We start from the raw sequence: 12626 nt of genomic DNA on the forward strand, positions 1-12626 counted from the left end.
TTCTAATTCGCTTGTAATGCTACGCATGTTTGTTTGAAATAGAGAGTAAAAAAATCGTAATGGCTTCATTAAATAAAACTTCTAATTTCTCTGTTTCAAATGAATGAATGAATTGACATAATCCACCTAGCCATGAACCTAATAAAAGACTTGAATCCTCAACATTTTCTATATAAAATTCACCACTTTGTATACCTTCATCCAAAATTTTTTGATATGTTTTTAAAGGGATAACAGCTAAACCATAGAGTTGTTGAATTGTAGAAGGGTTCGCGCTCGGATCAGAGGCAAGTTCTTGTCCTGCTCTTAATAATGGCGTTTTGTAATTATAAAGTACAAATTTAGCTATCCCATATAATTTCCCAGTAGCGTTTGTATACTGTTTTTCTGCTATTTCCCATTTATCGTGCCAATTTCTCATACTGTCTTTAGCTAAATAAACAAATAATTCTTCTTTATTTTTATAATGGTAATATATATGTCCTTTACTATAACCAGAGGCTTTTGCAATGTTATCAATTGAAGTTCTTGTATATCCTTTTAAGGAAAATAATTCTGTCGCCTTCTCTGCTATTATTTCTTTGGCTAAATCGCTATCGTATCGTCTTTTATTCAATTTAGACTCCTTCCGTCGTTTCATACAAAAATTTGAACAGTCGTTCTAATTTCAATATATGTAGGTTTTTCTGTTTTAGTAACTGTTAAAAATCTTATTTATTATTTTTTATAAAAATTACGGTGCGTGAAATTACTTGAACTATAAAAAAAGAGTCTATTATATATAGACTCTTCACATATCCTAATTAATTTGTATTTGCCTCTGTTAACGGTTGTAACGGTGGCTCTAATTCTAGTTCTAATATATCGCCTTCTTGTATAGCTTGTCCTTTTTTGATACTTTGACTTGTTACATATCCCGTACCTGAAGTTTTTAAATCTAATTTTAATAGTTTGGAAAAATACATCACATCACGCATGGACCAACCTTGTAAATTGGGCATTGTAGCATTGTTTCCTAATAAAAATATTCGATCTCCTTCACTCATTACTTCGCCAGACTGCGGATATTGTTTTATTATTTTCCCTTCTCCTAAAGCTATTGGTTGGAGCTTCTCTTTTTTTACATTATTCTCTACCGTACCCATTGATTGATTCACATAGTTTTGTACTTTTAATTGGGATTTTTTCGTTGCATCGGCCATTTGTTTTTCTGTGTATGGTCTCACCTTTAAATATTCAAGGCTATTTTTCACAACTGGTTTAAATATTTCAGCGAGTGGCTGAGCTCCATATTCATCTCCCTTTAACTTCGGCTGCTTAATAGCTAAGTATACAATTAACTCTGGGTCATCAATTGGAGCCATACCTAAAAATGAAAAAATATAATTTTCTTTACCTTCCATATATCGTCCATTTTCAGGGTTCGGAATTTGGGCTGTTCCTGTCTTGCCTCCTATTGGGTAACCATCGACTTTATACATTGTACCTGTACCTTTTGAAGACGTAATAACACGCTCCATTAAGTCTCTTACCTTGTCCGCAGTCTCTTTTTTTATCGGATTGCCAACTTCTTTCGGTTGATTTTCCATAATAACTTGCTTGTTTGTTGGATTTACAACTTTGTCAACGATATAGGGTTGCATCATTTTCCCGTCATTTGCTATAGCAGTAGCGGCTTGGATTAATTGAATTGGAGTTACTGTAGAACCTTGTCCGAAAGAAGTTGTTACTTGTTGAATTTTTGTATTTAATAGTAAAGTATTTTTACTTTCACCAGGTAAATCTATTCCAGTTTTTTGATTGAAACCAAATTTGTTCATATATTGCTTAAATTTATTTGGTTTTAATAACTGATCTTCTAAAATAGAAAAAGCTACGTTTGATGATCTTTCAAAACCTTCATCAAATGTAATAGATCCCCATCCAAATCCACCATTATGATCTTTTATATCAGATGAACCAACTGCATATTTTCCAGATTGGAAATATTCTTTTCCGTTATATACCCCTTCATTAATTGCTGCGGCTAACGTAAATACTTTCATCGTTGAACCTGGTTCATATGCATTGGCGATTGGATCATTTAAAAAATATTCAATATCCCCTTTATTAGGATTAAAACTAGGTTTACTAGACATAGCTAACACTTTCCCCGTCTTTGGATCCGCTATGATACCTAATAACATAGAAGAATCATAGTGATCTTGCGCCTTATTCATCGCTTCTTCTAAAAAACTATTAATTTGTTTATCAAGCGTAAGATATACGTTATTTCCATGTTTAGCAGGTTCTATTTTTCCTATATCATTTGTAAGCGGGATACCTCCTCGCCCTCCCACATACTCTATATTCCCGTTTGTCGAGCGCAAATATTTATCCAAACTTTTTTCAAGTCCAAATTTCCCTTCTGTATTTCCTTTATCGTCTGGTCTAGCAAAACCAAGTATATAAGATGCAAAATCTTCATTCGGATACACCCTTGCTTTCTCAGGCATAAAAGATACACCCGGGATTTTTAATTTTCTAATTTGTTCTTTCTTTTCTCTCGTTAAATTTCGACCAACTTTTCCGATTTCAACTTGCGTACGCCCTTCATGGAAATTCTTTAACACATCTTCTTTATTAATTTCAAGCGCATCAGCTAATTGCGCTGCGGTTTCATCTTTATTTTTCAATTTGCCATTACCTTTCAAATTCACAACAATACGATACGTTGTGGAATCTTGAACTAACACTTTTCCAGCTTGATCATATATTGTGCCACGATTTGCTTCCAAAATACCATTTTTATTATGTTGTTCAGTTGCAAGATCCTTTACATTCACATTATGCACGACCCCTACTGCTTGAATATAGAAAAAACGCAAAAGCATAATAAGAAACAAAACAATAAAAGCAATCATAAAATAGCGCGCGCCTTTATTCGTTTGAAGTTTATGCATATTTCGCTCCTTTCTTTCACCATTAATTACTACAAAGATGTGCTACAAAATATGTAGTTTTTACTTTCACTACTATATGTTTCGAACATTTCCTTTTAATTCCTTTAAAACAGTCTGGAAGTAGTTATTGTTTCTATTTTTTTATTTATTTATATTACGGTGCGTGAAATTTATGAATATTCCATTACAGGATGGTTGCTTTATTATAAATTACAAATTCCATAAGGACTTTTAATGCTAACTCAGTATTATTTTGTCACTCTTTTAATACATATTGCCCTTATCTTATGCATAATAAAAAGTTCTCCTCTGGATTTCCAAAGGAGAACTTTTAAACAACCCTACTTATAGTTATTTATGAATAATTAAGCTAAATGATTATATTTCGCTAAAAAAGGAATACGTTTCGTTACCAACGCGTACGTTTTAAATACAAATTTCGCTATCGGCTCAAACGGACGTGTACTTTGCACTACTAAGCCACTTGTGATAAATGTTAAGAAAGCAGCACCCAGTATATCTAAAGGATAATGAACACCTACGTACATACGTGAAACACCGACTAATACTGCCCAAATAAGAGCGACATATTTAAGTTTTTCTCCTCTAAGCAAAAATACAAATGCAATGGAAAATACAAGTACTGAATGATCACTAACAAATGATGAGTCTGCTGCATGTGGTACTAATTGATGTACATCATGTGATACAAACGGACGTGGATGGTAATATACCGCATGTATCACAACATTTACTAGTAATGCGATAATGACTGAAAGTGTCGTATATAACACTGTATATTGTTTTTTTATTGCATTAATTTTCTTTCCATTGTTAAACCATAAGATAAACATAAATAAAATCGCTACATATGCAGCACTATTTGTAATAGCAATCATTAGCGAATCTAATAGTTTGGAAGATCCAGCGAAATTATTAAACCATTGAAATACTGTGTAATTCATAATACTCTCTCCTTGCATAAAAGCTTTCTTGATTTACACAGTATACAACATCAACATGAAAATGGTCTGAAACTTTTCTCATCAAATTCTCATTTTACTATCACTTATTTGACAATCTTAAGACTAATTATAACGGCCAATTATGTATAAAGCTGAAAAACCTTTAAAACAATACGAATCATATGCTTTTTATGTATAGAATACATAACATAGTTACTTCAATATACTAGTTAAGAAATCATATTTTTAATACATACGAAGTGCAATATTACCGAATTGTTCGCCTTGTTCCATACGTCTTAACGCTTGAGTCGCTTCTTCCAACGAATATACTTGATCCATAATTGGTTTAATCTTATATTTCTCTATAAACCTAATCATTTCATTAAATTCCTCACGGCTACCCATAGATGTTCCCATAATATCAATTTGGTTATAAAATAACGCCCTTAAAGGCAATTCTATTTTATCTCCTGAACTTGCACCAAAATTAACAATTCTCCCATTTGGTTTCAATACATCAAAATATTTTAAGAATGTTGCTGGACCTATACTATCAATTATTAAATCTACTTTTTCCCCGTATAAACTCTCTTCCCAATTTCCAGAACTATTAAAAGAAGAGTCTGCGCCATATGTTTCGGCAAACTTTCTTTTGTTTTCTACCCTTGACGTAACACTTACTTTTGCGCCAATTGCTTTTGCAAATAACATGGCAAATGTCGCTACACCGCCGCCTATCCCTGGAATTAAAACATGTTCTCCACACTTCAATCTACCCTTTGTAAAAAGCGCTCTGTATGCAGTCAGTGCCGATAAAGCCAAAACGCCAGACTCTTCCCAAGTAAGATATGACGGTTTTTCCACTACATTTTCAGCGGGCACTATTACATATTCAGCAAACGTTCCATCTTTTGGTCCCCCTAACACCTCTGGTAACTCTGGTACTTCGGCAATATTCTCCCATCCAATACTAGGATTAATAATAACCTCGGCTTGCAATAAATCAGCTGAAACACCTTCTCCTATTTCTGTAACAATACCTGCACCATCTGACCCTATTACTAACGGTAGATCCATTTCTTTTCTATTGTTTATAATAAATAAATCCCTATGATTTAATCCTGCTGCTTTTAACTTTACTTTTACTTCCCCGGCATTAGGATGTGTTTCAGATAAAAATTTATTTTGTAACCCCTCTACCCCTTTTTTATATTGATGTACAATTGCTTTCATTGTTTAATTCCCCCTTAATATTTTTAATTTACTAGAAATATCGAAATAAATAAACTAATCCGTCTCCAATAATTAGAAATAATGTATATCGTTATGACAAAAGAAAAAATCTGTAATGTTAATTCTTTTGAGTTTTAGCTAATTCTAATATCTTTTGAATAAACGGTGCTTTTGCATTTGTATAAGAAACACGATCAAAAGGATATGTAGCTGCAAGTCTCTCTTTTAGTTCTCTATATTCTTTACGTGCCCATTCATGCTTTATTAGAAAGTCTCGAAATAAAAGATTGTTTTTCCATTCGTCACTATTATAAATATAAACATGTAAATGATGGGTACCCGCTCTCCATTTTCCCTTTCTAAAAAAACGCCAATTAGATGTTTCTTTTGGAACATACTCATATCCAATTTTTAATAGATCATCAATCCACTTTTCGATAATTTGCAAATCTGTTACGCCAATCATCATATCAATTAAAGGTTTCGCTCCTAGCCCTTGTACAGATGTGCTCCCTATATGTTCAATAGCAATACAATCTTCCCCGAATAAAGAAATAAATTTCTCTTTTTCTATTAAATACTCTTCGTGCCACTCTTTTTCATATGGTTTAATAACGATTTGTTGTTCCATTTTATCCACCTTCTTATAATTGCTTATTACTATATTCACAAAATTTTATGTGATTCACATAGGATTTTTACAAAATGTGTCGAATACTGAAAGATATAACTTAATTATAATAAATGCGAGGTATAATATGAAAGATATTCCAGTTGAAATTCAGTTGAATCAAGTTACATTCCAGTTAAAAGAACATCATAATTTTGATTGGCTATTGAAATTAGGAAACGTATTTGCGGTTTTTGACCAACAAGATTCAGGAAATCTATCTTTCGGTGTAGAAAGAGACGGACATAAGAAATTTATTAAATATGCAGGGGCACGAACAATTGCATATGAAGGAACAATGAAAGACGCTATTGAACGATTAAAAAGTTCAGTTTCCCTATACGAGGAATTAATGCATGACTCACTTATAAAACTAATCGATCATTTTCCAGTTCAATCTGGATATGTATTAATTTTTGATTGGTTTGATGGTGAATGTCTTCATTCGCATTGGAGTTTCCCGCCTCCTGACAAATATAAAAATCCAAACTCTCCATTTTATAAATTTAAGCATTTACCTGTTATAAAACGGATTCAATCTTTAAATTCCATTTTTTCTTTCCATACATATGTCGAAAAGAAAAACTATGTAGCGATAGATTTTTATGATGGTAGTATTTTATATGATTTCCATACAAATAAGACAAAGGTTTGTGATATTGATTTATATTCTAAAAAACCATTTGTGAATAAAATGGGACGATTATGGGGTTCCTCACGTTTTATGTCTCCTGAAGAATTTGAGCTAAACGCTATAATTGATTCGAGAACAAATGTATTTAATATGGGGGCAATGGCTTTCGCAATTTTAGGTGGTGGAAAAGATCGCTCCTTTACAAAATGGGAAGCAAGTAGGGATTTATATGAAATAGCGTATCGCGCAGTAAATGAAAACCGAACCGAACGATATGCATCAGTTAAAGAATTTTATGAAGAGTGGGTAAACGTGTAAAATACTAAAAAGATATAAACCTATATTATTCAAACAAATATATAGTTTATACTATTATCATGATAATATATATGAAAAGGAAATTAAAAATAACGAGGCAAATATTATGAACTTTGTGTATATCAATCAACACGTGTTAAATAACCTTCTATACATTTTAAGTAGCATATTTATTTTTTATTTTATATATGATAGCGGGCGCAATTTGAAGAAATATAAAAAACTACTTATTATACTTTGTACGAGTATCCCTCTTATTTTATGTATGCGCTATCCTATCTATATGGATGAAAATTGTATTCATGATTTAAGACAAATACCGGTTATAGTAGGTACGCTTTATGGTGGCTTCCCTGTCGGTATAACATTGTTTGCTATTTTATTAATTACAAGATTTTCATTTTATGGATTTAGTATGTTAACAATAGTAGTGTATGGAACAATGTTTATCATTACAGCATTCGCATCCGCAAAATTTAATACGTATAATAGAAAAATTAAAGTAGCTTATGCAATGTTTTTAACATTTTTCTTAGCAATATTTACAACTGTAATTGTATTAACTTTATCAGATTTTGAAGTGAATAATTTGTACATCATTTATTTCATAATATTACCAACCGTTTTAATGTTGTTTGTAGTTTATTTTAATGAAGTTTTAAAAGATGCAGTATGCATGCGATCGAAGTTAATTAAAATGGAAAAAATGGAGATTGTTAGCCAACTCGCTGCTAGTATATCGCACGAAGTAAGAAATCCCTTAACTGTTGTAAAAGGATTTACACAACTTTTAAAAACACCAAATTTAACTCCAGAATCAAGAGACGAGTATATTAAGCATATACTGGAAGAATTACATCACGCCCAAGGAATTATTGATGATTATTTAACGTTTGCCAAACCTGCTTCAGAAAAATTAGATGAGATTTCAGTAGAACAAGAATTAAATCGAGTTATTAATATGATCTTACCTTTATGTAATATGAATACAATACATATTACAAAAAATTTCTCTACGGCAACAATAGTTGGTAATAAACAGCACTTTCAGCAATGTTTTTTAAACTTATTAAAAAATGGTATTGAAGCAATGCCTAATGGCGGTACTTTAAATATCTCCTCTTCTATTAGTAATAATAAAGTTATCATACGAATTGAAGATAGCGGAATTGGTATGTCACAAGAGCAAATAAATCGATTTGGCGAACCGTATTTTAGTACAAAAACGAAAGGTACAGGTTTAGGTACAATGGTTGCTGTGAAAATCATTGAAACGATGCAAGGTAGTTTAAAAATCCGAAGCGTTATTAATAAAGGAACTACTTTGACAATTACATTCCCGAAATGTAATAAAAACTCATCTAACAACAAATAAAAAAGGAGCATAATCGCTCCTTTTTTATTTGTTTCGATACAGAAGTATCTTCTATGTTTTTTTAGTTTACATTTGTGGAGACTAATTAAAAATTAGTACCCTCCGCCCCAGCAGCTGCATCCAACGATAATTAATAAAATAAATAACACAACTAATAAAGCGAAACCTCCACCAAAACCACAAGAACCACCGTAACTCATATTTTCTCCTCCTTTTGGTTTGAAAACTAATAGGTAGTTGATCATTTTAACTGGTTCGTATTATACATTATGTAAATATCCCTTTTTTGAGCATGTCTATATAAAAATAAGTAAAAGCACTCATTTTAGAGTGCTTTAAAATGGATACCAAAAATTTTGAAATACATGTAACTTTAAATATACTGCAGCAATTAAAATAAAAACACCTACAAATAAAGCAATGAAATCTCCACTTTTCGCTTTATTTGTATAGAACCACGTACGTGTATCCTTCTTTCCAAATCCTCTTAAATCCATTGCGTTTGAAACTGTATCGATTCTCTCTAAAGAATGAATAATTAAAGGCCAGAAAATTAAGACACGGTTTTGCATGCGAATCCATAAACTTGCTTCTCCTTTTTCAAAAGCTACTCCTCTCGCCTCTTGGGCATGTTTAATAACTTTATATTCGGACTGTATATCAGGTATATAACGTAATGCGATATTTATCGCATAAGTAATTTTATAATGAATTCGAAATTTACTTAAGCTACTCACAAATTTGCTTGGATTAGTCGTATAAATAAAAATAAGTGTAAATGGTAATAACGTAAAATACTTTAACGAAAGTGTAGCTGCATAAAATAAGGTTTCGTATGTAATTGTTGCATATCCAATATACACAAATGAAGTATACGATCCCGTTAATTCCGATCCATGGGTTGGTGTAATAAATAAGATCATGACAGAATTTAATAAACTAAATGTAAATATAACAGTAAAAACAATAAAAATTTTACGAAATGGAATTTTAGCAACGAGAAGTCCGATACATCCAATCATAAATACGAATAGCAATATGCGAAAATCAAAAAATAAAAAAGTAAGTGTCATACAAAAAATAAATAACAATAATTTCACTGCCTCGTCCATGCGATGAAAATATGTATTATACACCTTCCTCCCTCCTAATATCATCAAAATAAAGTTTCATAAATCTTTCAGGATCTGCAATACCACTAAATTTAGCGAGTTTAAATAAAGAACTCTCCTTTAAGTTCGCTCTTTTTAATGTTTCTGGATGCCCTAATACAGTAGACGCGGTATTATTCGCAATAATTCTCCCTTCGTGTAAAACTATCGCCCTGTCCGCATATTCCAATGCGAGATTCATATCGTGTGTGATGAAAATAAAAGACATTCCCTTTGCAGCTAGTTTTCTAATAAACGTCATAAATTGTTTATAATGATAATGATCTTGTCCGGCTGTGGGCTCATCTAAAATAATAAGTTTTGGATTTGTTGTTAGTACAGATGCAATCGTTAATCTCTTTTTTTGCCCATAACTTAACGCCTGAATTGGCCAATTTCGAAATGGATACAAACCACAAATTTTTAACGCTTCCTCCGCTCTAAACTTAATTTCTTCCTTTGAAACCTTTTTTAATTTTAATGTGAATGAAACCTCTTCTATAACAGTAGGTTGTGTAATCATATGATTTGGATTTTGCATGACATAAGATATAATCTCACCGCGTTTACGTATAGACCAAGAATTGATATTTACTCCATCAATTAAAATCCTGCCATTTTTTGTTTTGTTTATTCCTATAAGACTATGAGCTAATGTTGATTTTCCAGCTCCGTTATGGCCCAAAAGTGCTACAATTTCTCCTTTATATATGGATAAATTTACATTCTCTAATACTTTTTGTTTATTAGGATATGAAAATAATAAATTCTCTACTTTCAATAATTCTTTTTTTGTAGGAGTATCTTTACAAAAAGCTTTTTTCTCCATCCACTCTTTTATTACACCACTAATACTTTCCTTATGAAGATTTTCAAGTGGATATATTACGTCATTATTACTATCAAAATGTAATCTTTTTAATCCTTCTATGTACATAGGTTCTCTTAATCCGATTGAGGGTAATATATTTGACGCTAAAATCTCATCTGGTGTCCCTATCGCAACAATTTCCCCTTCCTCTATTAAAATGATCTTATCTAAATCCAGATTTAACATTTCTTCTATTCGATGTTCAATAATTACAATTGTTTTATTATATTGCTTATGTATATTTTTAATAAGTTCAATTGTATGTAAGCTGCTAGCTGGATCTAAATTTGCTAACGGTTCATCGAACAATAATATAGGAGCATTTGTTGTTAACAAACCCGCTAAAGAAACAGTTTGTTTTTGCCCTCCAGATAGTTCATGCGGACTTTGTTTATGAAAAGTATGCATCCCTACCTTTTTTAATGACTCCGAGACAATCTTTTTCATCTCATCCTGATTTACACATTCATTTTCTAAATAAAAGGCTACATCTTCTTCTACTGTAAGACCAATAAATTGTGCATCTTGATCTTGCAAAATTGTGCCTACATGTTTACTCAGTTCAAAAACACTCTTTTTCCTCGGATCTTTTCCAGCAATTAAAATATTACCAGTACTAGTCCCTTCATAAGAAAATGGGATTAGCCCATTCATACAATGAGCTAACGTTGATTTCCCTGAACCACTTCGTCCAGCAATTAGCACTTTTTCTCCAGGATATATATGAAATGTAATGTCTTTAACAGTAGGCTGCGCTGCATGCTTATATTGAAAGTTGAATTGTTCAAAAGAAATAATTGGTTGCATTTTAATATCCCTACTTTTCAATTTTTAAATGTGTATGTTTCTTATTCGATTTAGCTAGGCCTATTGTAATTGGCAATCCAAGAACTAAAAATACAATAACGTCAGCAATTGTTGCACCTAACACTTGTATAACAATTTTGTCAAACGGTTCTCCCATCACAATAATATCGAATGCCCCAGCAAATATAATAGCAATGACAATTCCAATTAAGCCAGTAATGGCTAAATAAGAAATATCCCCCTTATTATATGTCCCGTTTTTCACACTAAAGCCAACTCTTTTTTGAATGAACCCCATTGCAAAGCCAATAATGCCTGAACTAATAACCCATCCCCACCAAATACCCCAACCAGCGATTGTGTCTGTTAAGGTATGACCGATAAGTCCTATTAACAGTCCTGCCACTGGACCAAATAACGCTCCAAAAACGGTTAAAATAGCTAATGCAGGTTTAATAAATGTATTTGGTGCAATAGTAAATCCCCAAAGTCCTAATATCCCGTATAATGCGGATCCAATTCCGATTGCTACTACTAATTTTGTTGATAATTTGTTCATTACAATTCCCCTCTCTTAATAGTCAACTTTTATTACTCTATATTTATTTTGAAAATGAATTATGCATCGACACTCCCTTTCTATACAACAAAAAATGACCTCTTACATAAGAGGCCATTTTCTTTCACGTTCAAGAATCCTCTTATCTTCCAAAAAACACAACGTGTTCTCTGCGGAATTAGCACCTTCCTATACATTGACATAGGGGTTGCTGAGGTTTCATAGGGCCGTTCCCTCCACCTCTCTGGATAAGTATTAATTTGTAATTCGTATTATGGCATTAAGAAGTATAAATTTCAACACTTTTCTAATTATTTTTATTTTTTGTTCAACAGTACATTTAAATCATTGTATTCTTATCGGAATTATGAAATAATGAATTTAAAATAGTTACGGGAGGAATGTACGATGAAAGTAATCGGTTTAATTGGCGGACTAAGTTGGGAATCTACATCATTATATTATAAACATATTAATACACTTACACTCTCTCAATATGACCAAAATGCAAAGCTTGTTTTATATAGCATGGACTTTGGTGAAGTAACTACTTTATTACAAAATCATCAATATGAAGAAGTGAAAAACGAATTAGTCACAGTTGCAAAAAAAGTTGAAAAATCTGGAGCTGACTGTTTATTAATGTGTTCTAATACTGTCCATTTATTTGCTGAAGAAGTAGAAAGTGCAATATCCATCCCGCTTCTTCATATTGGTGATGTAAGTGCTAAAGAAATGGTAGAACAGAATATTAAGCGTATCGGACTATTGGGTACGAAACAAACGATGGAACAAGACTTCTATAAATCACGTCTAGCAAACTATAACATTGAGACAATCATCCCAAATGAAGAGGACAGAAATTTTATTCATCATGTAATTTTAAATGAATTAAGTAAAGGGATTATTTCAGAAACATCAAAAGAAAAGCTATTACAAATTACAAAATCATTAATTCAAAATGGCGCAGAAGGTATACTACTAGGTTGCACCGAAATACCGTTGCTCATTTCCCAAAACGACCTTACTGTTCCTGTTTTTGATACTGCTTTTTTACATGCAAATACTGCTGTGCAGTTTGCGGGATAATAATATAAA

The 12626-nt window shown here is 31.9% G+C and carries 12 protein-coding genes and 1 riboswitch; of the genes, 3 read left to right on the plus strand and 9 right to left on the minus strand.

Going from position 1 to position 12626, the window contains the following annotated elements:
* Nucleotides 1–19: 19 nt before the first annotated feature.
* The 5 genes from MR147_RS06885 to MR147_RS06905 form a co-directional block, all read right to left on the minus strand.
* A complete protein-coding gene (locus MR147_RS06885) occupies nucleotides 20–616 on the minus strand; it encodes a TetR/AcrR family transcriptional regulator (protein ID WP_001042679.1) in 597 nt (198 codons plus the stop codon).
* A gap of 187 nt (nucleotides 617–803) precedes the next feature.
* Nucleotides 804–2942 carry a penicillin-binding protein gene (locus MR147_RS06890; RefSeq protein ID WP_242303854.1) on the minus strand — a complete coding sequence of 713 codons (2139 nt, stop codon included), beginning with the start codon at nucleotides 2940–2942 and terminating at the stop codon, nucleotides 804–806.
* Nucleotides 2943–3307: 365 nt separating this feature from the next.
* The gene (locus tag MR147_RS06895; RefSeq protein ID WP_076871259.1) at nucleotides 3308–3907 is read right to left on the minus strand and encodes an undecaprenyl-diphosphatase; all 600 of its coding nucleotides are present in this window, start codon (nucleotides 3905–3907) and stop codon (nucleotides 3308–3310) included.
* Between the two features lie 246 nt (nucleotides 3908–4153).
* Nucleotides 4154–5143, minus strand: a complete 990-nt coding sequence (locus tag MR147_RS06900; protein WP_242303855.1) for a zinc-binding dehydrogenase — start codon at nucleotides 5141–5143, stop codon at nucleotides 4154–4156.
* Nucleotides 5144–5261: 118 nt separating this feature from the next.
* The gene (locus tag MR147_RS06905; RefSeq protein WP_074610866.1) at nucleotides 5262–5774 is read right to left on the minus strand and encodes a GrpB family protein; all 513 of its coding nucleotides are present in this window, start codon (nucleotides 5772–5774) and stop codon (nucleotides 5262–5264) included.
* 127 nt (nucleotides 5775–5901) lie between these two features.
* On the opposite strand from MR147_RS06905, the gene MR147_RS06910 reads away from it, so the two are divergent.
* Together MR147_RS06910 and MR147_RS06915 are read left to right on the plus strand one after the other, a co-directional pair.
* Nucleotides 5902–6765 (plus strand): serine/threonine protein kinase, encoded by an 864-nt coding sequence (locus MR147_RS06910; RefSeq protein WP_074610864.1) that lies wholly within the window; start codon nucleotides 5902–5904, stop codon nucleotides 6763–6765.
* A 106-nt stretch (nucleotides 6766–6871) separates the two neighbouring features.
* Nucleotides 6872–8140, plus strand: coding sequence for a sensor histidine kinase (locus MR147_RS06915; RefSeq protein WP_242303856.1), 1269 nt, complete (start codon nucleotides 6872–6874; stop codon nucleotides 8138–8140).
* A gap of 92 nt (nucleotides 8141–8232) precedes the next feature.
* On the opposite strand, the gene MR147_RS06920 is transcribed toward MR147_RS06915, so the two are convergent.
* The 4 genes from MR147_RS06920 to MR147_RS06935 form a co-directional block, all read right to left on the minus strand.
* The gene (locus tag MR147_RS06920; protein ID WP_000120182.1) at nucleotides 8233–8340 is read right to left on the minus strand and encodes a YjcZ family sporulation protein; all 108 of its coding nucleotides are present in this window, start codon (nucleotides 8338–8340) and stop codon (nucleotides 8233–8235) included.
* A gap of 135 nt (nucleotides 8341–8475) precedes the next feature.
* Nucleotides 8476–9276 carry an energy-coupling factor transporter transmembrane component T family protein gene (locus MR147_RS06925; RefSeq protein WP_139302923.1) on the minus strand — a complete coding sequence of 267 codons (801 nt, stop codon included), beginning with the start codon at nucleotides 9274–9276 and terminating at the stop codon, nucleotides 8476–8478.
* The gene (locus tag MR147_RS06930) at nucleotides 9269–10969 is read right to left on the minus strand and encodes an ABC transporter ATP-binding protein (protein ID WP_242303857.1); all 1701 of its coding nucleotides are present in this window, start codon (nucleotides 10967–10969) and stop codon (nucleotides 9269–9271) included. Before MR147_RS06930 ends, MR147_RS06925 begins: the two co-directional genes overlap by 8 nt.
* A gap of 10 nt (nucleotides 10970–10979) precedes the next feature.
* Entirely contained in the window at nucleotides 10980–11528 is a 549-nt protein-coding gene (locus MR147_RS06935) for an ECF-type riboflavin transporter substrate-binding protein (RefSeq protein ID WP_074610858.1), read from the minus strand.
* A gap of 139 nt (nucleotides 11529–11667) precedes the next feature.
* Nucleotides 11668–11783: riboswitch (SAM riboswitch) on the minus strand.
* A 153-nt stretch (nucleotides 11784–11936) separates the two neighbouring features.
* Between MR147_RS06935 and MR147_RS06940 the strand changes: the two genes are divergently transcribed.
* Complete coding sequence (locus MR147_RS06940; RefSeq protein WP_074610856.1) at nucleotides 11937–12617, plus strand: aspartate/glutamate racemase family protein; 681 nt, start codon at nucleotides 11937–11939, stop codon at nucleotides 12615–12617.
* The last annotated feature ends 9 nt before the right edge of the window (nucleotides 12618–12626 follow it).

The organism is Bacillus cereus group sp. BfR-BA-01350 (genome assembly GCF_022663775.1).
GTDB lineage: Bacteria > Bacillota > Bacilli > Bacillales > Bacillaceae_G > Bacillus_A > Bacillus_A paranthracis.

Excerpts from the sequence above, each read along its gene's own strand:
- MR147_RS06930 (WP_242303857.1), bottom strand. The coding sequence starts at position 10,969 with ATGCAACCAATTATTTCTTTTGAACAATTCAACTTTCAATATAAGCAT.
- MR147_RS06935 (WP_074610858.1), bottom strand. The coding sequence starts at position 11,528 with ATGAACAAATTATCAACAAAATTAGTAGTAGCAATCGGAATTGGATCC.
- MR147_RS06915 (WP_242303856.1), top strand. The coding sequence starts at position 6,872 with ATGAACTTTGTGTATATCAATCAACACGTGTTAAATAACCTTCTATAC.
- MR147_RS06905 (WP_074610866.1), bottom strand. The coding sequence starts at position 5,774 with ATGGAACAACAAATCGTTATTAAACCATATGAAAAAGAGTGGCACGAA.
- MR147_RS06890 (WP_242303854.1), bottom strand. The coding sequence starts at position 2,942 with ATGCATAAACTTCAAACGAATAAAGGCGCGCGCTATTTTATGATTGCT.
- MR147_RS06940 (WP_074610856.1), top strand. The coding sequence starts at position 11,937 with ATGAAAGTAATCGGTTTAATTGGCGGACTAAGTTGGGAATCTACATCA.
- MR147_RS06920 (WP_000120182.1), bottom strand. The coding sequence starts at position 8,340 with ATGAGTTACGGTGGTTCTTGTGGTTTTGGTGGAGGTTTCGCTTTATTA.
- MR147_RS06895 (WP_076871259.1), bottom strand. The coding sequence starts at position 3,907 with ATGAATTACACAGTATTTCAATGGTTTAATAATTTCGCTGGATCTTCC.
- MR147_RS06900 (WP_242303855.1), bottom strand. The coding sequence starts at position 5,143 with ATGAAAGCAATTGTACATCAATATAAAAAAGGGGTAGAGGGGTTACAA.
- MR147_RS06910 (WP_074610864.1), top strand. The coding sequence starts at position 5,902 with ATGAAAGATATTCCAGTTGAAATTCAGTTGAATCAAGTTACATTCCAG.